The following is a 25,453-nucleotide window of genomic DNA, read 5'->3' as shown; positions in this document are numbered from 1 at the left end:
CGCACGTCGACGACGCCGGCGCCCAGGCGAGCGCCGACGCCGTCGGCCTGTCACTGCCGCGGCGCTAGAAGACCGGCTTGCCGTCGCGCACCAGCCTCCAGTCCACCGACGCGAACTCCTTCGGGTCCAGGACACCCTTCGCGGTCACCCACTCCGCGATCCGGGTCCGGATCTCCGTCGACTCCGACCACAGCTCCTTGGCCGTGGCGACGTGCGGGAAGGCACCGCCGCCGTTGGCCCGGTAGTTGTTCACGGCGAGCACGAACTGCCGGTCGTCCTCCAGCGCCGCCCCGCCGAAGGTCAGGTTCCTGATCCGCGACCCGGCCGGCTGGGCGATGTCGATGTCGTACGACAGACCCGAGACGTAGTCGTAGTTGTAGTCCGGACGGCCACCGGCGTTGGTCAGCTTCTCGACGTCGACCGCGGCATCGGCGGCCGTCTGGACGTAGTACTCCGCCGAGTACTCCAGGTAGGCACGCACCTGGGCGCCCGTCAGCAACTTGGCGACCAGCGTGTTGTCGTAGACGTACAGGCTCGACAGGTCCCGGATGGTGACCTCGCCGGCCGGGATCTCGGAGGTCCGGGAGAACGGCGAGGCCTGGGCGATCACCGGCAGCGAGGCGTACGCGGTGCCCGCGAGCGCCGCCTTGACCACGTCCTCCTGGACCTTGGTGATCAGGTCGATGATCGGGGCGTCCTTGTAGCGGGCCTCGGCGGTCGTCAGGGTCTCGGTGGCCCGGCCCACGACCTGGTTGACGTACGCGACGACCTTCTGGTGCTCGTCGGTGAGCAGCTTGGTGATCTTCGGGTCGTCGGCGACGGAGTTGGAGTTGCGCAGGGAGGCGGAGACCGACTCGACCTCCCAGCGGCCCTTGCCGAACACCAGCTCGATGTCGAAGACGGTGAGCCGCTCGGCGTAGCACAGCGGCTCCGACAGCACGACCGTCCTGCCGGTCTGCTCGTTGACGACCTTCAGTTCCGGGATCTCCACGTGCGCATGGCCGACCAGGATCGCGTCGATCCCGGGCACCTTCTTGGCCACGTTCGCCGCCGCGTTCTCCACGTACGGCACCTGGTCGCCGTACGACGAGGTGCCCGAGGTGCCCGAGTGCGCGGAGACGACGACCACGTCCGCGCCCATCGACTTCAGCTTCGGCACCCACTTGGCGGCCTGCTCCTCCAGGCCCGGGAACGCCAGCCTGCCCTGGACGTAGGCCTTGTCCCAGATCGCGATGCCCGGGTTGGTCAGGCCGAGCACCGCGACCTTGACCGGCTTGGCGCCCGGCACGTGGAAGGTCTTCATGAAGTACGGCGGGAAGGCGGGCTTGAGCGTCCTGGCGTCCACCGCGTTCGCGCCGAGCAGCGGGAAGTCGAGCTGGTCCTCGAACTTCCGCAGCGTCTCGATGCCGTAGTTGAACTCGTGGTTGCCGAGGGCCGCCGCGTCGTATCCGATCGCGTTCATCGCCTGCGCCATCGGGTGCACCGGGCCGCCCTTGGCGGTGATCGGGTCGACCTTGGCGTAGTAGTAGGTCAGCGGGGTGCCCTGGATGGTGTCACCGGCGTCCAGCAGCAGGGTGTTGCAGCGGCCCTTCTCCTTGCGCACCTGTTCGACGAGGGTGGAGATCCGGGCGAGACCCATCGCGTTGCCCGCCTTGTCGGCGTACTCCGCGTCCTTGAAGTAGTCCCAGTTGAAGACGTGCCCGTGCAGGTCGGTGGTGCCCATGACGGTGAGGGAGTACCGCTTCACGGGGTGCCCGGGCTTCGTGAGCTGAGCCGCCTCGGCCGCCGGGGCCGCCGCCGCACCGGCGATCGCCACTCCCGCTCCGGTGGCGGCGGACTTCTTCAGGAACTTCCGGCGGTTCAACGGCATGTCTCGCTTCTCCTTGGCGGTGGTCGAACAACGCGCGTAGATTCTGACCTGAACATGACTTCCGGCGACAGGTCCGGGAGGTTGCGATCTGGTGACCATCGCTCATAGGAGCGAGCTGTCGCACAATTCAACAGTTGTCAATAAGCCTTTGCCAAAAGTCTGTTGATTAGTCATACGGCGCCAATTCTCTACCCGCGGGTAAGCCATAGGCTCGACCCATGCGCCGAGCAAAGATCGTCTGTACATTGGGGCCCGCCACCGACTCGTACGACCAGATCAAGGCACTGGTCGAAGCCGGAATGGACGTCGCCCGCTTCAACCTCAGCCACGGCACGCACGCCGAGCACGAGGAGCGTTACCAGCGCGTGCGAAAGGCGGCCGACGAAACCGGCCGCAGCGTCGGAATCCTCGCCGACCTTCAGGGTCCGAAGATCCGGCTCGGCCGTTTCACCGAAGGACCGGTACTCCTTGAACGCGGCGACACCTTCACCATCACCGTGGAGGACGGCGCCGAGGGCGACCGCCACCAGTGCGGCACCACCTACGCGGGCCTCGCCGCCGACGTCACGCCCGGCGAGCGCATCCTCGTGGACGACGGCAAGGTCTGCCTGGAGGTCACCGCCGTCGACGGCCCCCGCGTGCGCACCCGGGTACTCGAAGGCGGCGTCGTCTCCGACCACAAAGGCCTGAACCTGCCCGGCGTCGCCGTCTCCGTCCCCGCCCTCTCCGAAAAGGACCGGGACGACCTGCGCTGGGCGCTGCGCACGGGATTCGACGTGATCGCCCTCTCCTTCGTCCGCAGCGGCGACGACGCCGCGGACGTGCACCGGATCATGGCCGACGAAGGCCGCCGCCTCCCGGTGATCGCCAAGATCGAGAAGCCACAGGCGGTACAGAACCTCGACGGCATCGTCGCCGCCTTCGACGGCCTGATGGTCGCCCGCGGCGACCTGGGCGTCGAGATGCCGCTGGAGCAGGTACCGATCGTCCAGAAGCGCGCCGTCACACTCGCCAGGCGCAACGCCAAGCCGGTGATCGTCGCCACCCAGATGCTCGACTCGATGATCGACAACTCCCGCCCCACCCGCGCCGAGGCCTCCGACGTCGCCAACGCGGTCCTCGACGGCACCGACGCGGTGATGCTCTCCGGCGAGACCAGCGTCGGCAAGTACCCGGTCGAGACCGTGCGCACCATGGCGAAGATCGTCGCGGCGGCCGAGGAGGACATGCTGGCGGGTGGCCTGCCACCACTGACCGAACGGACCAAGCCGCGCACCCAGGGCGGAGCCGTCGCCCGGGCCGCCGCCGAGATGGGCGACTTCCTCGGCGCGAGGTTCCTGGTGGCGTTCACACAGTCGGGCGACACCGCCCGCCGCCTCTCCCGCTACCGCTCCCCGATCCCCCTCCTCGCCTTCACCCCGGAGCCGGCCACCCGCTCCCAGCTCAGCCTCACCTGGGGCACGGAGACCTTCCTCGGCCCGCACGCGGACTCCACCGACGCCATGGTGGACCAGGTGGACGAGCTGCTGCTGAAGTACGGCCGCTGCGAGAAGGGCGACATCGTGGTGATCACGGCAGGCTCCCCGCCCGGCGTCTCGGGCTCCACCAACATGGTCAGGGTCCACCACATCGGCGAGGACGACAGCCCGAAGTGACGCGGGCCCGTCAGTACTTGGGGCCGGCGTGGGTGTCGAACAGTGCCACGGAGGCCTTCTCGGGGCGTCCAGTTGGTGATGTGGCAGCCGTCGATACAGCCTGTCCGTCCGGGACGGCTGATGCCACGAGGCGGTGCACGTCACCATGAGGCAGTGCTGCCTCGGCTTGGAGATGACGTAGCCGTCGCCCAAATAGAGGCCGAGCAGGGAGGCGTACGCCGGGCGGTCCAGCCAGTAATCACGGCGACACGCAGCAAAAAGCGGAAGATCACGCGAACGCGATCCTCCGCTTGTGTGGGCGACCTTAGAACCGAAGGAAAAGTGCCCCGGGTGGGACTCGAACCCACACTGAATACCTTTTGAGGGTATCGTCTCTGCCGATTGGACTACCGGAGCTCCTGCGAATCGAAGATTTACGCCGACCCGCTGCCAGTCCACCATACCGTAGCTAGGTAGGCTCTTGTCAGCAGTACCCCTGCCCTGAACGAGGAGCCCCCGTGACCGCCGAGTCGCCCCAGCCCGTAGACGCGCCCGACGACGACAAGTCGCACGTGCCTCCGCTGACGACCCGTGTCGTCATCGCCGAGGACGAGGCCCTGATCCGGCTCGACCTGAAGGAGATGCTGGAAGAGGAGGGGTACACGGTCGTCGGCGAGGCCGGGGACGGCGAGCAGGCCGTCGAGCTGGCCCGCGAGCACAAGCCGGACCTGGTCATCCTGGACGTGAAGATGCCCAAGCTGGACGGCATCTCCGCGGCCGAGAAGATCGCCGAGGAGTCCATCGCGCCGGTCCTGATGCTCACCGCCTTCTCGCAGCGCGACCTCGTCGAGCGCGCCCGGGACGCCGGCGCCATGGCGTACCTGGTCAAGCCCTTCAGCAAGAGCGACGTCGTGCCGGCGATCGAGATGGCCGTCTCCCGGTTCACCGAGCTGAAGCAGCTGGAGAAGGAGGTCGCCGACCTCACCCAGCGGCTGGAGACCCGCAAGCTGGTCGACCGCGCGAAGTCCATCCTGCAGACGGAGTACGGCCTGACCGAGCCGGCCGCCTTCCGTTGGATCCAGAAGACCTCCATGGACCGCCGCATGTCGATGCAGCAGGTCGCGGAGGCGGTCATCGCGGACAGCGAGGAGAAGAAGGCCGCCAAGAAGGACTGAGCGGCACCTCTCGTACGACGCGGCCCGCGCCCCGGAGAAAGGGGCGCGGGCCGCGTCGTACCCGGACGGTCAGTCCTCGCCGAGGTAGGCCTTGCGGACCGACTCGTCGTGCAGCAGGTCCTGTCCCGTGCCGGACAGGACGATGTTGCCGACCTCCATGACGTGACCCTGGTCGGCGAGGGAGAGCGCCGCCTGGGCGTTCTGCTCGACCAGCAGGATCGTGGTGCCCTGTGCCTTCAGCTCGGCGATCGTCGCCATGATCTTCTGCATCATGATCGGCGACAGACCCATCGACGGCTCGTCCAGCATCAGCAGCTTCGGCTGGGACATCAGTGCCCTGCCCATCGCCAGCATCTGCTGCTCACCGCCGGAGAGGGTGCCCGCGGCCTGCTTGCGCCGCTCCCCGAGGATGGGGAAGAGGTCGTAGGCGCGCTGGATGTCCTTCTCGATGCCCGGCTTGTCGTTGCGCAGGAACGCGCCGAGGCGCAGGTTGTCCTCGATGCTCATGCGCGGGAAGATGTGCCGCCCCTCGGGGGAGTGGGCGAGGCCCAGCGAGACCACCTGGTGGGCCGGGACCTTCTTCAGTGACCTGCCGTTGAACCTGATCTGTCCGCCGACCGGCTTCAGCAGGCCGGACAGTGTGCGCAGGGTGGTGGTCTTGCCGGCGCCGTTGGTGCCGATGAGGGTGACGACCTGACCGGCCTCGACCTTGAAGGAGATGCCCTTGACGGCCTCGATCTTGCCGTAGGCGACTCTCAGGTCCTCGACTTCCAGCAGTGCGGTCATCGGTCGTTCTCCTTGCCGGGCGCGGCGTCCGTGGTGGGCTCGGCGTGGGCCTCGGCGGCCTCCACCTCGGCCGCTTCCTCGGCGCCGGGTGCGTTCTCGAAGGGTTCGCCGAGGTAGGCCGCGACCACCCGTTCGTCGCCCTGGACGGTCGCGCTGTCGCCTTCGATGAGCTTCTCGCCCTGTACGAGCACGGCCACGCGGTCGCACAGGTTGAAGATGAAGCGCATGTCGTGCTCGATGACGAGGACGGCGATGCCCATGTCGCGGATGGCGAAGACCAGTTCCTCGGTGGTCCGGGTCTCCTGGGGGTTCATGCCGGCCGTCGGTTCGTCGAGCAGGAGCAGTCCGGGCTCGCTGGCCAGGGCGCGGGCGATCTCCAGCTTGCGCTGTTCGCCGTAGGGCAGGTTGCGGGCGAGGTGCTCGGCCTTGTGGTCGAGGCCGACGAACGCCAGCAGTTCCATGGCCCGGTCCCGGGAGGCCTTTTCGGCCTTGTGGAAGCCGGGGCCGCGCAGTACGGCGGACCAGAAGCCCTCTTTGGTGCGGGTGTGCCGGCCGACGAGCACGTTCTCCAGGACGGTCATGTTGGCGAAGAGCCGGATGTTCTGGAAGGTGCGTGCGATGCCGGCCGCGGTGACCTTGAAGGACTTGGGCGGCAGGACGTTGCCCTTGTACCGGACTTCGCCCTCGGTGGGGACGTACAGGCCGGTCAGGCAGTTGAAGAAGGTGGTCTTGCCGGCGCCGTTGGGGCCGATGAGGCCGACGATCTCGCCGGCGCCGACGGTGAGGTCGACGCCGCGTACGGCGGTGAGGCCGCCGAAGCGCATGGTCACGCCGCGGGCGTCGAGGACGGTCTCGCCGGGCGCGGCGGCGCCGGGGGTGGTGTCCTTGGTGGTGGTGTCGGTGGTCATGGTGGTCAGGCCCCCGCCTTCGTCAGGAGGGTGGGTGCTTCCGCCTCTTCGTGGAATTCGAGCTGGCGGCGCCGGTTGGGGATGAGGCCCTCGGGGCGGAACCGCATCAGCAGGATGAGTGCGAGGCCGAAGGCGAAGAGCTGGTAGTTGCCGAGGAACTGGAGCTTGTTCGGGATGAGGAAGAGCAGGGCTGCGCCGATCAGCGGGCCGCTGATGGTGCCCATGCCGCCGAGGACGACCGCGGCGAGCAGGAAGGCGGAGTTGGGCGGGATGGGACCGGCGAACAGGTACTGCTCGGGGGTCACGGTGTAGGTGACGTGGGCCTGGACGGTGCCGGCGAGGCCGGCGAGCGAGGCGCCGACGGCGAAGGCGATGAGCTTGACCCGGAAGCCGTTGATGCCCATGGCGAGGGCGGCGGTCTCGTCCTCGCGGATGGCCACCCAGGCGCGTCCGATGCGGGAGTTGCCGCTGCGGCGGAAGACCAGCACCACGATCGCGGTGATGATCAGCATCAGGAAGAAGTAGTTGGCGAACCGGCCGATGGTGAAGCCGCCCATGTCGTGCTGGGCGCCGAAGTCGAAGCCGAGGACGTCGAGGTTGGGGATGGAGCTGATGCCGTTGGAGCCGTTGGTGAGGTCGGGTCCGGAGGTGCCGTCGAGGTTGTTCGCGGTGATGCGGAAGATCTCACCGAAGCCGAGGGTGACGATGGCGAGGTAGTCGCCGCGCAGCCGCAGGGTCGGGGCGCCGATGAGTACACCGAAGACGAGGGAGGCGGCGGCGCCGACGAGGACCGCGGCCCAGAAGGGGAAGTGCACGTCGAACGGGGAGCTCGGGGAGCCGGAGACCAGGGCCGCCGCGTAGGCGCCGACGCCGAGGAAGGCGACGTATCCGAGGTCGAGGAGGCCGGCGAGGCCGACGACGATGTTCAGGCCGAGGGCGACGGTGGCGAAGATCAGGATGTAGACGCCGAGGGTCGCGTACTGGTCGTTGGTCTGGGTGAAGGGGAACAGTGCCGCCGCGACGAAGGCGCCGCAGATGGTGATGTTCGTGTGCCGGGAGGCGATCTGTGAGGCGTGGGCGATCACACCGGCCTTGTTGAGGGCGGCGAAGCCGAGGCCGGCAGTGATGAGGAAGCCGATGAACAGCTCGTCGTACTCGGTGCCGATGCCGTAGGTGAAGACGACGAGGCCGAGTGCGAGCATCGCGACGATGACGAGGATCTCGGCGTACGACGGGAGCGAGCCCACGGGCCGGGGGGAGCCGGCGCTGAAGACCGCCTTGGTGGTCTCCCAGTTGTGTGCGGCGCCGTGCTTGAACTTCTCCCAGCCGGTGTCGTCGGGGTCGATCGGGTCGGGCTGGGGCCGCTGGAAGGGCAGGGCCAGGGCGCCGGCGAGGGCGGCGAGGCTGGCGACGGCGACGAGGTAGCCACCGGGTTCGAGGTTGACGACTCCGCCGAGATCGGTGCTGATGGCGATGACCGTGTACCAGGCGGTGGCGAAGGTGGCGAGGGTGGCGAACTTCAGGGCCGCGTCGGGGCCGGCGGGCACCAGCCAGTTCAGGCCCCGCAGGCCGTAGGAGGCCAGTGCGAAGAGGCTGGCGAGGGCCGCGCCGATGAGGACGAGGACCTGCAGGCCGCCCGGGTAGCCGTAGACGGTGAGGTCGCCGGGGAATGCGGAGGTCCAGGTCCAGGCGAGGAACGTGGAGACGATCGTCAGGACGCTGCCGCCGAGGGCGAGGGCGCGGGCGGCCTTCTCCGGCAGGGGCAGCAGGCCGGACGGGGTGTCGGCCTTGCGGGCGCCGGGGGTGTCGGGTGCGGTGGTCTGTGTGGTCATCGGTGTCACGCCCTGTCCGCGACGCGCTCGCCGAGCAGGCCCTGCGGCCTGAACAGCAGTACGAGGATGAGGAGTACGAAGGCCCAGACGTCGGCCCAGGACTGGCTGCCGAACTTGTCCATGCCCGGGATGTCGGCGATGTAGGCGGTGGCGAGGGTCTCGGCCACGCCGAGGACCACGCCGCCGATCATGGCTCCGTAGATGTTGCCGATGCCGCCGAGGACGGCTGCGGTGAACGCCTTCAGACCGAGGATGAAGCCCATCCGGAAGTTGATCTCGCCGTACTTCAGGCCGTAGGCGACGGCTCCGACGGCGGCGAACGCGGCGCCGAGTGCGAACGCGATCACGATGATGCGGTCGGTGTTGACGCCCATCAGCTTCGCGGTGTCCGGATCCTGTGCGGTGGCCTGCATGCCGCGGCCGGTGCGGGTCTTCATCACGAACCAGGCGAGGACCGCCATGCTGATGGGGGCGGCGACGACGAGGAAGATGTCACCGGTCTGGATGGTGACGCTGCCGATCTCGAAGGGGCCGCCTTCGATCTGCGGGAAGGTGCGCGCGGACTTCGCCTCCGGGTACCAGGCCCACACGGCCTGCTGCAGCGCCAGGGAGAGGCCGATGGCGGTGATCAGAGGGGCGAGGCGTGGGGCGTTGCGGAGGGGCCGGTAGGCGAATCGTTCCGCTCCGACGGCGATGGCGACCGCGACGATCACGGCGCCGACGATCATCAGCGGCAGCGCGATCCACATGGTGGTGCCGCCGGGGAGCCAGAGCCAGACAGTGAGAGCGCCGAACGCGCCCGTCATGAAGATCTCGCCGTGGGCGAAGTTGATGAGCTGGACAATGCCGTAGACCATTGTGTAGCCGATGGCGACCAGCCCGTACATGGATCCTAGTAGCAGGCCGTTGACCAGCTGCTGCGGCAGTTCGTTCACCGCATGTCCTCCGAGCGTTCGGAAAGTGCGAGGGATGTGGCCGGATGCGAGTCCGCGCGGGACGCCAGTGGAACAGCGCCCCGCGCGGCTCTTGAGTGGTGCAGGTGGGGATCAGCCGGTGTAGGTACCGGACTTGACGGGAACCCAGGCACCGTTCTTCACGGCGTACACGGTCAGCTGCTTGTTGGTGGCGTCGCCGAACTCGTCGAACGAGACCTTGCCGGTCACGCCGTCGAAGGACACGCCCTGCATGGCCTCGGTGATCTTGGCGCGGGCGTCGGTGGGCAGCTTGCCGCCGTTGGCGTCGGCGACCTTCTTCACGGCCTCGATGACCGCCCAGGCGGAGTCGTAGGCGTAGCCGCCGTAGGCGGAGTACTCCTCCTTGTAGCCGGCGGCCTTGTAGTCGGCCACGAACTGCTTGGCGGAGGGGAGGTCCTCGACGGGGGCGCCGACGGAGGTGGCGAGGTCGCCGGTGGCCTCGGAGCCCGCCAGCTTCATGTAGGTGTCGTCCTTGACGCCGTCGCCGCCGACCAGCGGGATCTTGGCACCGGCGGCCTTGATCTGCTTGCTGAGCGGGCCGGCCTGCGGGTACTCGCCGCCGTAGTAGACGACCTGGGCGCCGGAGTTCTTGACCTTGGTGGCGATCGCGGAGAAGTCCTTGGCGTCCGGGTTGATGTGCTCGGTGCCGACCACCTTGCCGCCGAGCTTCTTGAACTCGGTGGTGAAGGTCGCGGCGAGGCCGGAGCCGTAGGTCTTCTTGTCGTCGATGACGAAGACCTTCTTCTTCTTGGCGGTGTTGTAGACGTACTGCGCGGCGAACGGGCCCTGGATGGCGTCCGTGGTCGCGGTGCGGAAGTACGCCTTGTACGGGCGGACCTTCTTGTTCTGCCAGTCCGGGCCCTGGGTCAGGGCCGGGCCGGTGTTGGCGGGGGAGACCTGGACGAGCTTGGCGTCGTCGAAGACCTTCTGCATGGACTCGGCGACCGAGGAGTTCAGCGGGCCGACGACGCCGAGGACGTTCTTGTCCGAGACGAAGCTGGAGGCGTTCTGCTGGCCGGCGGACGGCTGGGCCTGGTCGTCGCGGGCGTCGATCTTGAAGGTGACGCCCTTGACCAGCTGCTGCTTGTTGGCGTTCCGGACGGCGAGGTCCGCCGAGTTCTTGATGCCGAGGCCCATGGCGGACAGGTCGCCGGTCAGGGGGGCGTCGACACCGATGACGACGGTGGTGCCGCCGTTGCCGGAGTCCGAGCCCTTGTCGCCGCTGTCGCGCGAGCCGCAGGCGGTGAGGGTGAGCGCTCCCGCCGCCAGCGCGGCGGTGATGGCGATAAGCGAACGTTGACGCACGATCAGTCCTTTCCCCAGGCACAACCGCATCCCCGTGGAAGCGGTCGAGTCGCGCGCCGCGCTGAATTGGACAATCCGAAGGCGCGGTGACTGGCCGTGACTCTAAGCGTGTGTGGGGAACGTGGAGGAGTGTCTGACCCAGGCTGTGACGCTCTTGTTATGACACGACGTAATGCAGAGCGGTACTGCGTGGGGTGGAAGGTGGAATTCAGGGGGATTCGCGCTGTCCACATTCTGAGAATCCGCAGGACCCGCCGTGATCCTTTCAGGCGTCTCAGCTGTTTTGGTGATTACCTGGTTCTGTTGCTGCAGGCTACTTCCAGGGCGTGGGAGAGGTCCTGTGCGTAGCGTGCCCCCGGGATGAAGCTCTGCGTCTGTATTGCACGGGTATTACGCAGAGTTACGTCCAGGAAAGGTAGCCCGGCGCTCCTGGGGGCTTTTTCGCAATCCGTCACGTGCATGGTTATTGTGATCTTGCGGGCGGAATCCGCCCGGGTTCGGAACGGGGCAGGCGGCTCCGTGGTCAGCGACAGCCCCGCGTACGGCTGGCTCACCCGGGTCACGGTGACCGGTGGCCCCGAGGCCACGCTCACCAGCACGGCGAAGCTGAAGCTGCGCGGCGGGGCGCCCGCCGGAGGGGGCCGGGCGTCGAGGTAGGTCACGTCCACCACTTGGGCGGGGTACGGCACCTGCGCGGGCCTGCGCTCCGGGTGCGGCTGCTGCGGCCGCGTGGCGTAGAGGTAGCCGCCGCCTCCCAGGAGGACGGCCGCGGCGGCGAGGGCGAGGGCGATCCGCCGGTGGCGGACGTACCAGGCGGCCAGGGCGGTACGCGTCCGGCCGGCCGGGAGCGCGTCGTCCGGCTGCCGGTCGTCCCACGCGCGCGTGCCCTCGCCGGGCTCCGGCGGGCCGATGCCGCTCATGTCCAGGGGCCTCCGGCCGGGGTCCCGTTGCGGTAGCGCTCGGTACATGCCGCCCCTGCCTGACGGACGATCAACTTGTCGGCCTCTGCGGCTCCTTGACGCCGCTTCACGGACCGCGCTGCGGTCACGACGTCCCTCAGGATCTCGTACTGCCCGTGGGACAGGCCCATCGACTGGTAGTCGCCGTAGGTGTCGCGGTCGAGGACCTCGCGCGACCAGTAGGTGACGATCCTCGCGCACAGGTCGGCGTCGGAGGTCGGCCGTGCGGCGGCCGGGGTGCCGGGGGAGGGGGCGGCCGAAGAGGGCGGGGAAGCCGGGGGCGTGGGGGCGGGGGAGGGGGCGGATGCGGAACCCGGGGAGGAAGCGGGGGCGGGCGCGGAGGCGGCGGCGGAACTCGCCGAGGAGTGGGAGGGGTGGGGGGAGCGCGGGGAGCCGCTCGGCCCGGCGCAGCCCGTCGCGCACAGCACCGCCGGCACCGCCAGCGCCAGGAACCTCACCCCCGGCCGGGGGCCTCCTCGCCGTCCCATGTGCCGAAGCTAAGGGGAGGGAGGGCGAGGGGCAACGCTCCGTCGGGACCGGGCTCAGCTTTCGGCGGGCTCCGCGGGCCCGTCGCCCGGCCGCACGTCCCGCAGCAGGCAGGTCAGCCGGGCGGTGCAGACCCGGCGATCCGCCTCGTCGCTGATGACGATCTCGTACGTCGCCGTCGACCGCCCCCGGTGTACGGGCGTGGCCACACCCGTCACCATGCCCGAGCGGATCCCGCGGTGGTGGGTGCAGTTCAGGTCCACCCCGACCGCGATCTTCGAGGCGCCGCCGTGCAGCATGGACCCGACCGAGCCCAGGGTCTCGGCGAGCACCGCGGAGGCGCCGCCGTGCAGCAGGCCGTACGGCTGGGTGTTGCCCTCCACCGGCATCGTCCCGACGACCCTGTCCGCCGAGGCCTCCAGGATCTGCACGCCCATGCGCGTGCCCAGATGCCCGGCCGAGAACAGGGCGGGCAGGTCCACACCGAGCGCCGCGTACTCGTCGATGACCTCCTGCGGGAACTTCACTCGCTGCTGCTCACCCATGGGCCCGGCTCCGTTCGTCGTCAGCTGTCGGCTCACTGAGCAAACGCTCAGTCGGTCGCCGATTGTTCCAGACGCCCTCCGTGGTCTCCGTGTGGCCTTCGAGTCGTACGACGACGGACTTGCTGGCCGGGGTGTTGCTGGTGTCGGCGGTGGCGTCCAGCGGCACCAGTACGTTCGTCTCCGGGTAGTACGCCGCCGCGCACCCACGGGCCGTCGGATACAGCACCACCCGGAAGCCGGGCGCCCGCCGCTCCACCCCGTCCTGCCACTCGCTCACCAGGTCGACGTACGACCCCTCGGCGACCCCCAGCGCGCGGGCGTCCTCGGGGTGCACCAGCACCACCCGGCGCCCGCCGGTGATGCCCCGGTACCGGTCGTCCAGGCCGTAGATCGTGGTGTTGTACTGGTCGTGCGAGCGCAGGGTCTGCAGCAGCAGCCGGCCCTCGGGAAGCGCCGGGTACTCCACCGGCGCCGCCGTGAAGTTCGCCTTGCCCGTGGCGGTCGGGAAGCGGCGCTCGTCGCGCGGGGCGTGCGGCAGCGCGAAACCGCCGGGCCGGGCCACGCGCGCGTTGAAGTCCTCGAAACCGGGGATCACGCGCGCGATGCGGTCACGGATCGCCGCGTAGTCCTTCGCGAACTCCTCCCACGGCACGACACTGCGCTCGCCGAGCACCCGCCGCGCGAGACCGCAGACGATGGCCGGCTCGGACCTCAGCTGCGGGCTCGCGGGCTTCAGGCGGCCGCGCGAGGCGTGCACCATGCCCATGGAGTCCTCGACCGTCACGAACTGCTCGCCGCCGTCCTGCACATCGCGCTCGGTCCGGCCCAGGGTGGGCAGGATCAGCGCCCGCGCGCCCGTGACCACGTGCGAGCGGTTCAGCTTGGTCGACACGTGCACCGTCAGCCGCGCGCGGCGCATCGCGGCCTCGGTGACCTCGGTGTCGGGCGATGCGGAGACGAAGTTGCCGCCCATGGCGAAGAACACCTTCGCCTCGCCGTCGCGCAGCGCGCGGATGGCCCGTACGACGTCGAAGCCGTGCTCGCGCGGCGGCGCGAACCCGAACTCCTTCTCCAGGGCGTCCAGGAAGGCCGGGGCGGGCCGTTCGAAGATGCCCATGGTGCGGTCGCCCTGGACGTTGCTGTGCCCGCGCACCGGGCACACGCCCGCGCCCGGGCGGCCGATGTTGCCGCGCAGCAGCAGGAAGTTGACCACCTCGCGGATGGTCGGCACGGCGTGCTTGTGCTGGGTGAGGCCCATGGCCCAGCAGACGATGGTCCGCTCCGAGGCGAGGACCATGGCGAGGGCCCGCTCGATCTCCGCGCGCGTGAGGCCGGTCGCGGTCAGCGTCTCGTCCCAGTCGGCGGCCCGCGCGGCCGCCGCGAACTCCTCGAAACCGTGGGTGTGGTCGCGGACGAACTCCTCGTCGACCGCGCCCTCCGTGTCCAGGACGAGCTTGTTGAGGAGCCGGAAGAGGGCCTGGTCGCCGCCGATGCGGATCTGCAGGAACAGATCGGTGAGGGCGGCGCCCTTGAGGAGGCCCTGCGGGGTCTGGGGGTTCTTGAAGCGCTCCAGGCCCGCCTCGGGCAGTGGGTTGACGCTGATGACCTTGGCACCGTTGGCCTTGGCCTTCTCCAGCGCCGAGAGCATCCGCGGATGGTTCGTGCCCGGGTTCTGGCCCGCGACGATGATCAGATCGGCCTGGTACAGGTCCTCCAGCAGGACGCTGCCCTTGCCGATGCCGATCGTCTCGTTCAGCGCCGATCCGGACGACTCGTGGCACATGTTGGAGCAGTCCGGCAGGTTGTTCGTGCCCAGCTCGCGCGCGAAGAGCTGGTACAGGAACGCGGCCTCGTTGCTGGTGCGGCCCGAGGTGTAGAAGACGGCCTCGTCCGGGGAGCCGAGGGCGGCGATCTCCTCGGCGACGATGTCGAAGGCCCGCTCCCAGGAGACCGGCTCGTAGTGCGTGCCGCCCTCGGGGAGGTACATGGGGTGCGTGAGCCGGCCCTGCTGGCCCAGCCAGTAGCCGCTGCGGCCGGACAGGTCGGCGACGGAGTGCGCGGCGAAGAACTCGGGCGTGACCCGGCGCAGGGTGGCCTCCTCGGCCACCGCCTTCGCGCCGTTCTCGCAGAACTCCGCCGCGTGCCGGTGGTCCGGCTCGGGCCAGGCGCAGCCCGGGCAGTCGAAGCCGTCCTTCTGGTTCACGCGCAGCAGCGTCAGCGCCGTGCGCCGCACCCCCATCTGCTGCCGGGCCATGCGCAGCGTGTGCCCGATGGCCGGCAGCCCCGCCGCCGCGTGCTTCGGTTCCGCGACCTGCGGCGCGTCCTGAACCGGATCACCCTTGGGCGGCTTCGTCGCCATCGCACGCTCCCCTTCGACTGCGTGTGACAAGTACGCGGACGATCCTCCCACGCCCCACCGACAGGGGAACCGGGCGGTCGCGGCACCCTTGCTCGCGCCGAGTCACCGTCACGGCACGTGACCGATGCGCGTCCGCCCGTACCCGGGGCAGGCAGGCCGCCCGGACCGGATTGTCAGTGCGGCGTGGCAGGATCGGGGACGTGGCAGAGACAGCACCGAAGCAGACCGACAAGACCTCCGGCGGCACCCGTCCCCGGCTGATGCTCATGGACGGGCACTCGCTGGCCTACCGCGCGTTCTTCGCGCTGCCCGCGGAGAACTTCACGACCGCGACCGGCCAGCCGACGAACGCGATCTACGGCTTCGCGTCGATGCTGGCCAACACCCTGCGTGACGAGGCGCCCACGCACTTCGCGGTGGCCTTCGACGTCTCCCGCAAGACCTGGCGCTCCGAGCGGTTCACCGAGTACAAGGCGAACCGCTCCAAGACCCCGGACGAGTTCAAGGGCCAGGTCGAGCTGATCGGCGAGCTGCTCGACGCGATGCACGCCCCGCGCTTCGCCGTCGAGGGGTACGAGGCGGACGACGTCATCGCCACCCTCGCCACCCAGGCCGAGGCCGAGGGCTTCGAGGTGCTGATCGTCACCGGCGACCGCGACTCCTTCCAGCTGGTCACCGAGAACACCACCGTGCTCTATCCGACGAAGGGCGTCTCGGAGCTGACCCGCTTCACCCCGGAGAAGGTGTTCGAGAAGTACGGCCTGACGCCCGCCCAGTACCCGGACTTCGCGGCCCTGCGCGGCGACCCGTCCGACAACCTTCCCGGCATCCCCGGCGTCGGCGAGAAGACCGCCGCGAAGTGGATCAACCAGTTCGGCTCGTTCGCCGAGCTGGTCGAGCGGGCCGAGGAGGTCAAGGGCAAGGCCGGGCAGAACCTCCGCGACCACCTGGAGTCCGTCAAGCTCAACCGCGTCCTCACCGAGCTGGAGCGCCAGGTCGAGCTGCCGAAGAGCGTCGCCGACCTGGAGCGGGCCCCGTACGACCGCAAGGCGGTCGCGATGGTCCTGGACACCCTGGAGATCCGCAACCCGTCCCTGCGCGAGCGTCTCTTCGCCGTCGACCCCGGCACCGAGGAGGCCGAGACCACCCCGATCACCACCGACGGCGTGGAGATCGACGGCCGCGTCCTGCGCACCGGCGAGCTGGCCCCCTGGCTCGCCGAGCACGGCGCCGGGACCCTGGGCGTCGTCACCGTCGACACCTGGGCGCTGGGCACCGGCTCGGTCGCCGAGGTGGCCCTCGCCACGGCCGGGGGAGCGGCGGCCTGGTTCGACCCGGCGGAGCTGGACGAGGCCGACGAGAACGCGTTCGCGGCCTGGCTGGCGGACGCGGACCGCCCCAAGGTGTTCCACAACGCCAAGGGCGCCATGCGGGTCTTCGCCGAGCACGGCTGGAGCGTCGAGGGCGTGACCATGGACACCGCGCTCGCCGCCTACCTGGTCAAGCCCGGCCGCCGCTCCTTCGACCTGGACGCGCTGTCGATGGAGTACCTGCACCGCGAGCTGGCCCCCGCCGCCGCGGCCGACGGCCAGCTGGCCTTCGGCGCGGACGACGGTGCCGAGGCCGAGGCCCTGATGGTCCAGGCCCGCGCCGTCCTGGACCTCGGCACCGCCTTCGAGGGCCGGCTGGAGGAGGTCGGTGCCGCCGATCTGCTCCGGGACATGGAGCTGCCCACCTCCGCGCTGCTCGCCCGCATGGAGCGTCACGGCATCGCGGCGGACCGGCCGCATCTCGAAGCGATGGAACAGATGTTCGCGGGTGCGGTGCAGCAGGCCGTGAAGGAGGCGCACGCCGCGGCCGGGCACGAGTTCAACCTGGGCTCGCCCAAGCAGCTCCAGGAGGTCCTCTTCGGTGAGCTGGCGCTGCCGAAGACGAAGAAGACCAAGACCGGCTACACCACCGACGCAGACGCGCTGGCCTGGCTCGCCACCCAGACCGACAACGAACTGCCGGTGATCATGCTCCGGCACCGTGAGCAGGCGAAGCTCCGCGTCACCGTCGAGGGCCTGATCAAGACCATCGGTGGCGACGGCCGTATCCACACCACCTTCAACCAGACGGTGGCCGCGACCGGCCGTCTCTCCTCCACGGATCCCAATCTGCAGAACATCCCCGTCCGCACGGACGAGGGCCGGGCGATCCGCCGGGGCTTCGTGGTCGGCGAGGGCTTCGAGTCCCTGATGACCGCGGACTACAGCCAGATCGAACTGCGCGTGATGGCCCACCTCTCCGAGGACGAGGGCCTGATCCAGGCGTTCACCTCCGGCGAGGACCTGCACACCACCGCCGCCTCCCAGGTGTTCGGCGTCGAGCCCGGCGCGGTGGACGCGGAGATGCGCCGCAAGATCAAGGCGATGTCGTACGGCCTCGCCTACGGCCTGTCCGCGTTCGGCCTCTCCCAGCAGCTGAACATCGAGGCGGCCGAGGCCCGGGCGCTGATGGACGCGTACTTCGAGCGCTTCGGCGGGGTCCGGGACTATCTGCGCCGGGCGGTCGACGAGGCGCGGGCGACGGGCTACACGGCGACGCTCTTCGGGCGCCGCCGCTACCTGCCCGACCTCAACAGCGACAACCGCCAGCGCCGCGAGGCGGCCGAGCGCATGGCCCTCAACGCGCCCATCCAGGGCACGGCGGCGGACATCGTGAAGATCGCCATGCTGAAGGTGGACGGCGCGCTGCGGGCGGCGGACCTGAAGTCCCGCATGCTCCTCCAGGTCCACGACGAAATCGTCCTGGAGATCGCCCCCGGCGAGCGGGCGGCCGCCGAGGAACTGGTCCGCCGCGAAATGGCCGACGCCGTCCACCTCAGGGCCCCCCTGGACGTCTCGGTGGGCGTGGGCCCGGACTGGGAGTCCGCTGCCCACTAGCAGCCTGCGGCGCGGGGACGGAGGGGACTGGGGCGAGCGGGGAGGTTGCACGGAGCGGAGGGGGCGCTGCGACAGGGCGGGAGCCGCGACGGAGCGGGCATGGCGCTGCACACAGGGGGGCGCGAGCGTTGTGACCAGGAGCGGCCGCCGCCCTTGCCTGCGGCTGCTGCTCCGCTCCCGGGCCCGCCACTGCCCCTCCGCCCTCCTTGCCCGCAGCCACTGCTCCGCTCCCCGGCCCGCCGTTGCCCCTCCGCCGCTCCCGGACTCCGCTGCCCTTCCCCGACTCCGCTGCCCTTCCCCACCCCGGCACCCCTTCTCCGCCGCAACGGCGATCAGCCCGCACGGCGCACTCCGGCGGTGCCGAACGCACCGCCACCGCACGTCACCCACCCCACTCAGCAGGCGTGAACCCGCGCGTCACCCGCCGCACCCGGCACGTCCCCCCTCGGCCCCGCCGGCACCCGCCAACCCGCTGAACCCCCGGAGGGCCCGTCACTCTCGTGGCCCCCGCCAAAACGCCCCCCACCCCCCGCAGCCGCAACACTGCGGGCATGGGTATACGCATGCTTCACCGCCGGACGCCCGAGGCAGCCACCGGGGCCTGGGCGGACACCGTCTTGGCGCAGGCCGTGCCCGCCGCGCTGGTCCAGGCCCTCGCGGCCGACGCAAGCACCGCCCGCATCCCGGCCGACCTGCCCACGACCGTCCGCCATGTCACCCAGCGGCTCCGGCGCACACTCGCCGGCGGCCCGGCCCACACCCCCGACTGGCGCCAGTGGACCGACGTGGCCCGCGGCTATCTCGCCCTCGTCCTCACCCTGATCCCGAGATCCCGCCCCCGGCCCACGCTCACGGTCTTCGTCGCGCCCCTCACCGAACGACCGGCCGCTCCCGGCCCGCACCGACCACCTCACCGGGGGCCCCGGGAACCACGGCCGGACGCCACACCCTGACCCCGACGGCGTACAGCAGCAGCCCCAGGACCATCCCGGCGCCCGCACCGAAGCACAGGGTGGGCACCAGCTCCCACGGCCCCGCGGCCGTGCCCCGCCGCTCCCACCACCGCGCCGTCCGCTGCGCCGCCCCCGCCACCGCGCAGCCGCCGATCACCGCGAGCGCGAACCACCGGTCCCGCGCGGACAGCACCGGCACCCCCGCCGGCGCCCCGCCCGGCGCCCGCCGCAGCGCGCTGAGCACGAACACCGCGATCACCACGGCAGCCGCCACCGAGGACCCGTACTGCAGCCAGGTGAACAGCGGCATGCCCGCCGGGCGGTCCCGGCCGATGGCCGGAATCAGCCGCGTACCCCACCGGTCGTGGTGCGTGAACGCGTCCCACACCACATGGGTGAGCGCGCCGAGCACCGCGGAGACGTACCAGCGGGCCACCGAAGAGGCCCGCACGCGCGCGCGTGGCGCACCGCAGCGCAGCAGGGCGGCCGGCCTCCCCTGCAGAGCCCGTGGCAGCAGTGCCGTCAACGGCTCCCGGACCAGCAGCCACAGCCCCGCGAGGGCCCAGGCGATGAGCACGTCGACCGTGACGACCCCGGCGAACGCGTGCGTGACCGTGCCGAACTCCATGCCGCCCGGCAGGACACCGGCCGCGTAGTAGGGCATGTCGGGCGCGTAGGAACCCGCGACGAGCAGGGACGGCACCAGCGGGCCCCGGCCGCTGCCGTCCCGGCGGATCGCGGGCAGCACGGCCGCCGCATGACTGAGCGTGAACGGCAACAGGGCCCCCCGAGCGTTGACGGTCCGGACTTCGGCACCGTGATCAGCTGCGCCCAGTATGCGCGACCTCCGTCCGGGCCCGTGCGGCACGACGACAGTTGGCCAACCGGTGAAAACGGGCGCGAACGGGTCCCCGCCCAAAGCAAGTTGTCGTAGGGTCACCTGCGTCGCCGTGCCGGGCGTACGGCCGGACACACATCACACGCAGGGAAGGGCGGCACAGGGGCAACCAGATCACGGAGTCAACCGTCACACCAGAGCGAGGCAGACAGACGGAGACGGACGCACGGACGTCCACGGGAGGGGTTCACTCTATGGCGGCGCATTTCGGCAGGCGGCTGCGCAAGGGAGCGGCGACGACCGCCGTGGCCGCGGCAGCGGTCGCGGCTCTCTCCGCGTCCCAGGCTCCGGGAGCGGCCGGCGAGGACCACGGCAGACAGACGGCGGCCGGCGCCACCGCCCCCGCACCGGACGGACCCGCCGACGGCAACGCCACCGGCAACTCGCCCTACTACACCGACCTGCCGCCCCTGAAGAGCCCCGACCCCAGCCCCTCGGCGAGCACCGGCACCTCCGTCGCCCGGGGCGACGCCGAGGCGGGCATCCCGGCGACGGTCCTCGACGCCTACAAGAAGGCCGAGGCCGAACTCCGCTCCGCCAAGCCCGGCTGCAACCTGCCCTGGCAACTGCTCGCCGCCATCGGCAACGTCGAGTCGGGACAGGCCCGCGGCGGCCGGGTGGACGCCGACGGCACCACCGTCGGCCGGATCCTGGGCCCGCAGCTCGACGGCAACGGCTTCGCGCTCATCCCGGACACCGACAACGGCGCCTACGACGGCAACAGCACCTACGACCAGGCCGTCGGCCCCATGCAGTTCATCCCGTCCACCTGGGCCTGGGCCGGCCGAGACGGCAACGGGGACGGTGCGAAGGACCCCAACAACGTCTACGACGCCGCCCTCGCCGCGGGCCACTACCTGTGCCGCAACGGCTGGGACATGTCCACCGACAGCGGCCTGCACAGCGCGATCCTCAGCTACAACAACTCGCAGGAGTACCTCGCTCTCGTCCTCAACTGGCTGGAGTACTACCGCAAGGGAAGCCACTCCATCCCCGACGGCACCGGAGGCGTGCCCGAGCACCGCAGTGACGACGGCTCCCACCGCACCTCGTCCCCGAGCCCCTCGCACCCGCCCACGACCAAGCCGCACCCGAAGCCCCACAAGCCAGGCGGCGACGGCGACGGGGGCCACGGGACGCCCAGCCCCAAGCCCCCAAAGCACCCGCAGCCGCCCACCCCGCAGCCGCCCACCCCTCGGCCGCCCACCCCGCCCTCGCCCCCGCAGACGCCCACCGACCTCGTGGACCACCTCCAGGGCGTGGGCACCGGAAAGCTCACCGCGACGGCCGGCGACGCCTTCACCGAGCCGGTCGGCGTCCGCGCCGAGACCAAGGTCGGCAAGTCCGTCGCCAAGGTCAGGATCAGGTTCACCATCACCGGCGACACGGACGCCACCTTCGCCGGCGGCGAGACCGTGGCCACGGTCGCCACCGACGCCAAGGGCCTCGCGACCGCCCCCGCGCTCCAGGCCGGTGAGAAGACCGGCGACTTCAAGGTCACCGCGGCCGTCGTGGGCCGCTCGGTCAAGGGCGTCGACTTCACCGCCACGGTCACCGCGCGCGCCGCCGACACCCTGGACCGCACCAGCGACACCACGCCGACCTGCACCCCCGGCGGCGAGTTCGCCGACCAGGTCCAGGTGAAGGCGACGTACAAGGGCGCCGTCGCCGGCAAGGTCGCGGCCACCGCCACGCTGATCAAGTCCGACACGGACGCCACGGAGAACGACAAGGGCCCCTACTTCAAGGACGCCGACGGCAAGCCGGTACGCACCCTCACCGGCCTGCAGACCGACGCGAAGGGCCTGCTCACCCTCCCGAAGCTGTACGCCGACGACACCACCGGCACCTTCCTGCTCCGCATCACCACCACGGGCGGCGCCACGCTCACCGTGGAACTGAAGGTCGCGGCCGGCACCACGACGAGCCCGGCCCCGAGCGAGTCCGCCTCCTGACCCACGGCGGCCCACAGGGCGCCCCTCCGCTCCGGCGGGAGGGCGCCCTCGTTCGTCCGTGCACCGCTGTTCTCATCTCGCCCGCCCGTTGCTACGGTGCCGGACCTGACGAACCATCAGAAGACGTCAGGACACCGACCGTCCGCCGGGAGGCCCGCATGCGCGCCCTGATCGCCGCCGCCACCGGTCTCGTCCTCGCGTTCGCCCTGGTCCTCACCGTCAGCGCGCTGGGCACACCGCCGGGCCGGACGTCGCCCAAGCCGCTGCTGACGACGGTGCCCGCGCACCCGTAGCCGCGCCCGTCCGGGAGGGAGGCCCCAATGCGCCGCAAGGCAAGCCTGGTCCTGCTCGCCTGCGCCGTGTTCTGCGCGGCGCTGTCCCCGCTGCTGCGCTGGTACGCCTTCCCGCGCCTGGCCCGCATCCCCGCCGGCCAGTACCAGGACATGGTCCTGGAGGCCCGGAACGCCACCCTCCTCGACTACGGCACCATGCGCGCCAAGAAGGTCCCCAAGGTCACCATCGTGCAGACCCTCAAGGGGAACGTGGAGGCCGCGAAGAGGATCGAGAGGGCGGCCGGGCGGCCGGTCGTCGTCTGGGACAGCCTGTCCTACGTCCAGGGCCCCGACGGGAAGATGGTCTCCAAGGTGCCCGAACGCTACATCTTCGACGCCCACAGCCAGGACCCCGTCCACGCCACCGGCGAGACGGTCGACGGCGACCCGGTCACCCGCGAGGGCATCGAGTTCAAGTGGCCCTTCCTCACCCAGAGACGGGACTACGAGTACTTCGACGCCCAGACCCGCACCACCAGCCCCATCCACTACCGGGGCACCCGCACCTTCCGCGGCCTGACCGTCTACTGCTTCGAGCAGACCATCCCCTGGACCAGGGTCCCCCTGCCGAAGACCATGCCAGTGCAGGGCATCACCCCCGAGTCGGTCGCCAGGACCGGCACCACCCGCTGGTACTCCACGGTCCGCAGGTTCTGGGTCGAACCCGTCACCGGGGCACCCGTCTACGGCGAGGAGATCCACCGGGAGGAACTGCGCGGCGGCACCCTGCTCGGCGGCCGCGCCAAGGTCACCGCGTTCGCCGGGCACGTGAGGATGCGCGAGGACTACATCGACCACACGGTCGCCCTGGTCAGGCACAACCGCACCCTGGTCCTGGCCCTCACCTCGTACGTCCCCTGGGGCTCCCTCGGCCTCGGCCTGCTGCTCCTCGCCCTCTCCCTCTGGCTGGAGGCCCGCGCCCGCCGCCCCCGGGGCCCCGCGCCGGCGCCGACGGAGGAACCGGAACCGGTCAGCGCCTGAGCCGCGCGTTCGTGTGCCGTGTCGGCTCGGCGGCCGCCGGGTCCTCCGGCCACGGATGCCTGGGATACCGGCCGCGCAGCTCGGCCCGGACCGCCCGGTACCCGTCCCGCCAGAACGAGGCCAGGTCGGCCGTGACGGCGGCGGGCCGTCCGGCGGGCGAGAGCAGGTGCACGAGCAGCGGCACACCCGCGACGGCCGGCGTCTCCCGCAGCCCGAACATCTCCTGCAGCTTGACTGCCAGGACCGGCCGCTCGGGATCCCGGTAGTCGATCCGGATCCTGGACCCGCTCGGGACGGTGATCCGCTCGGGCGCCAGTTCCTCCAGCCGGCCGGCCTCCCCGCCCGCCCAGGGCAGCAGCCGCGCCAGCGCCTGCCCGGCGTCGATCCGCGCCAGATCGGCCCGCCGCCGCGCCCTGCTCAGCTCCGGCTCCAGCCACTCGTCCACGCGCGCGTGCAGCGCCGCGTCCGACACGTCCGGCCAGGGCTCCCCGAGGTGCGTCCGCAGGAACGCCAGCCGCTGCCGCAGCACCTCCGCCTCCGGCGACCAGAGCAGCAGCCCGAACCCCTCCTGCCGGAGCCCGTCCAGCAGGGCGGCCCGTACGAGGGCGGGGCCGGCGTCCTTCAGGGGGCGTACGGCCAGCTCGATCGCCCCGAGCCGTTCGACGTGCCGGGCCACGACGTCCCCGTCGGCCCAGTGCACCTCGTCCCGCTCGGCGAACAGCGCCCCGGCGGCGAGGCGCGCCACGTCCTCCTCCACGGCCGCCCCGAGCCGCACCCGCGCGTGTCCCTTGCCCGTGGGCCGGTCGGCGACGGCCACGACGATCCACGGAGCCCCCCGCAGCGCCGACCCCTCGACCAGTTCGGCACGGGTCCCGGACGCCATGAGGTACGACCCACCGTCCAGCCTGGCCACCCGCTCGGGAAAGGCGAGGGCGGCAACGAGCCCGGCGAGCCGGTCGTCGCGGGCGCCCGTTCCGAGGTGGACGACCCCTTCCGGTCGACGGCCCCGGGCGGACGGACGGGAGAACTCCTGCGCGACGGCCCGCAGGCGCCGCACTTCCGAATCCCACCGCCCCGCGTAGGCGTCACCCCCGCCCCGGGCCCGCCGCAGGGCACCCGCGAGATCATCCCCGTAGTCCCGCGGCACCTCCTCGGAGAGCAGGGCGACGACCGGCGCCCCCGCACCGGAGGTGTCGAGCAGCGCCCGCCCCAGCCGCGGGTGCACCCCGAGCCGGGCCAGGCGCCCCCCGGCCTCCGTGGCCCGCCCGGCGGAGTCCACCGCCCCCACCGCCGCCAGAGCGGAGCGTGCCGCCGCCATCGCCCCGCCCGGCGGCGGATCCAGCAACGCCAGCCCGGAGGCGTCCGGATCGCCCCAGCAGGCCGCCTGAAGGGCGAAGGCGGTCAGGTCGGCCACCTTGATCTCCGGCGCCGGGAAAGCCGGCAGACGGCCGTCCTCGGCCTCCGCCCAGCACCGGTACACCGCCCCCGGCGCCTCCCGCCCGGCCCGCCCCGCCCGCTGCCGCCCGGCCGCCCGCGACGCCCGCACGGTCGTCAGCCCGCTCAGCCCGCGCGCGTGATCCACCCGCGGCTCCCTCGCCAGCCCCGCGTCGACCACCACCCGCACTCCGGGCACGGTCAGCGACGACTCGGCCACGGACGTCGCCAGCACCACCCGGCGCCGCACCCCGGGGGCCAGCACCGCGTCCTGCACCGCGGCCGGCGCCCGCCCGTGCACCTGGAGCACCTCGACGTCACCGAGGTCCCCCAGCAGACCCGCGACACGCGCGATCTCGCCCACGCCGGGCAGGAAGCACAGCACGTCCCCGGCCCGCTCGGCCAGCGCCCGCCGCACCACCGACGCCACATGCGTGAGCAGCGCCGGATCCACCCGCATCCCGTGCGGCGGCCGTACCGGACGCGCCGGCGGTGCCCACACCACCTCCACCGGATGCGCCGTACCGGACGCCTCGACCACCGGCGCCCCGCCCAGCAGCCGCGCCCAGCCCTCGGCGTCCGTGGTCGCCGACGCGGCCACCAGCCGCAGCTCCGGCCGCAGCGCCTGCCGGACGTCCCACAGGAACGCGGCCGCCGTGTCCGCGTCCAGATGCCGCTCGTGGCACTCGTCGAGGACGACCACGTCCACCCCGGCCAGCTCCTGGTCGCGCTGCAGCCGCTGCAGCAGGACACCGGTCGTCACGACCTCCACGCGCGTGTGCCGCCCCACCGTCCGCTCGCCGCGCACCGTGAAGCCGACGCTCTCCCCGGGCCGCTCGCCCAGCAGCCAGGCCATCCGCCGGGCCGCCGCCCGCGCCGCGATCCGCCGCGGCTCGGCCACCACGACCCGCCGCGCGGGACCGTCTCCGACCAGCCCCGCCAGCACGAGCGGCACCAGCGTCGTCTTGCCGGTGCCGGGCGGCGCCACGAGGACGGCGGTGCCGTCACCCTCCAGGGCGTCGGTCAGGGCGGGCAGGGCGGAGCGCACGGGCAGCGCGTCCAGGGCGTCGTAACGGATCACGCCCCCAGTGTCGTACGACCCGGAGAGCGCCCACACGCGCGCGTGCACGTACGCGATCG

18 protein-coding genes, 1 tRNA gene and 1 pseudogene are annotated in these 25,453 nt (G+C 71.3%); 7 read left to right on the top strand and 13 right to left on the bottom strand.

The annotated features are described in order from the left end of the window. Window positions 1–64 precede the first annotated feature (64 nt). Window positions 65–1,870: a bifunctional metallophosphatase/5'-nucleotidase gene (locus S1361_RS11080; protein ID WP_208031679.1), complete on the bottom strand. Its 1,806-nt coding sequence runs from the start codon at window positions 1,868–1,870 to the stop codon at window positions 65–67. Between the two features lie 218 nt (window positions 1,871–2,088). Between S1361_RS11080 and pyk the strand changes: the two genes are divergently transcribed. Beyond that, entirely contained in the window at window positions 2,089–3,525 is a 1,437-nt protein-coding gene (gene pyk / locus S1361_RS11075; protein WP_208031678.1) for a pyruvate kinase, read from the top strand. Window positions 3,526–3,847: 322 nt separating this feature from the next. Here the strand turns inward: pyk and S1361_RS11070 are convergent. Continuing rightward, window positions 3,848–3,921, bottom strand: a tRNA-Leu gene (locus S1361_RS11070). A gap of 101 nt (window positions 3,922–4,022) precedes the next feature. Here S1361_RS11070 and S1361_RS11065 point away from each other — a divergent pair. Beyond that, window positions 4,023–4,679 (top strand): ANTAR domain-containing response regulator, encoded by a 657-nt coding sequence (locus S1361_RS11065; RefSeq protein WP_208031677.1) that lies wholly within the window; start codon window positions 4,023–4,025, stop codon window positions 4,677–4,679. A gap of 69 nt (window positions 4,680–4,748) precedes the next feature. Here S1361_RS11065 and S1361_RS11060 read toward each other — a convergent pair whose 3' ends face one another. The 9 genes and pseudogenes from S1361_RS11060 to S1361_RS11020 all read right to left on the bottom strand — a co-directional run. Further along, window positions 4,749–5,465, bottom strand: a complete 717-nt coding sequence (locus S1361_RS11060) for an ABC transporter ATP-binding protein (protein WP_208031676.1) — start codon at window positions 5,463–5,465, stop codon at window positions 4,749–4,751. After that, on the bottom strand, window positions 5,462–6,373 hold the full coding sequence (locus tag S1361_RS11055; protein WP_208031675.1) for an ABC transporter ATP-binding protein: 912 nt from the start codon (window positions 6,371–6,373) through the stop codon (window positions 5,462–5,464). The genes S1361_RS11060 and S1361_RS11055 overlap by 4 nt, the downstream gene beginning before the upstream one ends. A gap of 5 nt (window positions 6,374–6,378) precedes the next feature. Further along, on the bottom strand, window positions 6,379–8,205 hold the full coding sequence (locus S1361_RS11050; RefSeq protein ID WP_208031674.1) for a branched-chain amino acid ABC transporter permease: 1,827 nt from the start codon (window positions 8,203–8,205) through the stop codon (window positions 6,379–6,381). A gap of 5 nt (window positions 8,206–8,210) precedes the next feature. Continuing rightward, window positions 8,211–9,140 (bottom strand): branched-chain amino acid ABC transporter permease, encoded by a 930-nt coding sequence (locus S1361_RS11045; protein WP_208031673.1) that lies wholly within the window; start codon window positions 9,138–9,140, stop codon window positions 8,211–8,213. A 111-nt stretch (window positions 9,141–9,251) separates the two neighbouring features. Continuing rightward, window positions 9,252–10,484 carry a branched-chain amino acid ABC transporter substrate-binding protein gene (locus tag S1361_RS11040; RefSeq protein WP_208031672.1) on the bottom strand — a complete coding sequence of 411 codons (1,233 nt, stop codon included), beginning with the start codon at window positions 10,482–10,484 and terminating at the stop codon, window positions 9,252–9,254. A 290-nt stretch (window positions 10,485–10,774) separates the two neighbouring features. Continuing rightward, window positions 10,775–11,404: a Tat pathway signal sequence domain protein gene (locus S1361_RS11035; RefSeq protein WP_208031671.1), complete on the bottom strand. Its 630-nt coding sequence runs from the start codon at window positions 11,402–11,404 to the stop codon at window positions 10,775–10,777. Next, complete coding sequence (locus tag S1361_RS11030) at window positions 11,401–11,931, bottom strand: hypothetical protein (protein ID WP_208031670.1); 531 nt, start codon at window positions 11,929–11,931, stop codon at window positions 11,401–11,403. The genes S1361_RS11035 and S1361_RS11030 overlap by 4 nt, the downstream gene beginning before the upstream one ends. Before the next feature lie 54 nt (window positions 11,932–11,985). Continuing rightward, window positions 11,986–12,474, bottom strand: a complete 489-nt coding sequence (locus S1361_RS11025; protein ID WP_208031669.1) for a hotdog fold thioesterase — start codon at window positions 12,472–12,474, stop codon at window positions 11,986–11,988. A 97-nt stretch (window positions 12,475–12,571) separates the two neighbouring features. Continuing rightward, window positions 12,572–14,833 (bottom strand): annotated as a pseudogene (locus S1361_RS11020) (FdhF/YdeP family oxidoreductase); the annotation flags it as partial. A gap of 200 nt (window positions 14,834–15,033) precedes the next feature. On the opposite strand from S1361_RS11020, the gene polA reads away from it, so the two are divergent. Beyond that, window positions 15,034–17,760: a DNA polymerase I gene (gene polA, locus S1361_RS11015; protein WP_208031668.1), complete on the top strand. Its 2,727-nt coding sequence runs from the start codon at window positions 15,034–15,036 to the stop codon at window positions 17,758–17,760. Window positions 17,761–18,311: 551 nt separating this feature from the next. Then, a complete protein-coding gene (locus tag S1361_RS11010; protein WP_208031667.1) occupies window positions 18,312–18,713 on the top strand; it encodes a hypothetical protein in 402 nt (133 codons plus the stop codon). On the opposite strand, the gene S1361_RS11005 is transcribed toward S1361_RS11010, so the two are convergent. After that, window positions 18,631–19,491, bottom strand: a complete 861-nt coding sequence (locus tag S1361_RS11005; protein ID WP_208031666.1) for a DUF4184 family protein — start codon at window positions 19,489–19,491, stop codon at window positions 18,631–18,633. The genes S1361_RS11010 and S1361_RS11005 overlap by 83 nt on opposite strands. Window positions 19,492–19,805: 314 nt before the next feature. Between S1361_RS11005 and S1361_RS11000 the strand changes: the two genes are divergently transcribed. The 3 genes from S1361_RS11000 to pgfA all read left to right on the top strand — a co-directional run bounded on the left by S1361_RS11000 (window position 19,806) and on the right by pgfA (window position 22,879). Further along, window positions 19,806–21,566: a lytic transglycosylase domain-containing protein gene (locus tag S1361_RS11000; protein ID WP_208031665.1), complete on the top strand. Its 1,761-nt coding sequence runs from the start codon at window positions 19,806–19,808 to the stop codon at window positions 21,564–21,566. Window positions 21,567–21,724: 158 nt separating this feature from the next. Continuing rightward, window positions 21,725–21,859, top strand: coding sequence for an SPW_0924 family protein (locus tag S1361_RS10995; protein WP_208031664.1), 135 nt, complete (start codon window positions 21,725–21,727; stop codon window positions 21,857–21,859). Between the two features lie 27 nt (window positions 21,860–21,886). After that, entirely contained in the window at window positions 21,887–22,879 is a 993-nt protein-coding gene (pgfA, locus tag S1361_RS10990; protein ID WP_208031663.1) for a cell envelope lipid trafficking protein PgfA, read from the top strand. Here the strand turns inward: pgfA and hrpB are convergent. Then, window positions 22,869–25,394 carry an ATP-dependent helicase HrpB gene (gene hrpB / locus S1361_RS10985; RefSeq protein ID WP_208031662.1) on the bottom strand — a complete coding sequence of 842 codons (2,526 nt, stop codon included), beginning with the start codon at window positions 25,392–25,394 and terminating at the stop codon, window positions 22,869–22,871. The genes pgfA and hrpB overlap by 11 nt on opposite strands. Between the last annotated feature and the right edge of the window lie 59 nt (window positions 25,395–25,453).

The sequence above is a fragment of the Streptomyces cyanogenus genome (assembly GCF_017526105.1).
Lineage (GTDB): Bacteria > Actinomycetota > Actinomycetes > Streptomycetales > Streptomycetaceae > Streptomyces > Streptomyces cyanogenus.
The sequence above is the reverse complement of the archived record's forward strand: the minus strand, read 5'-3'. Positions and strand labels throughout refer to the sequence as shown.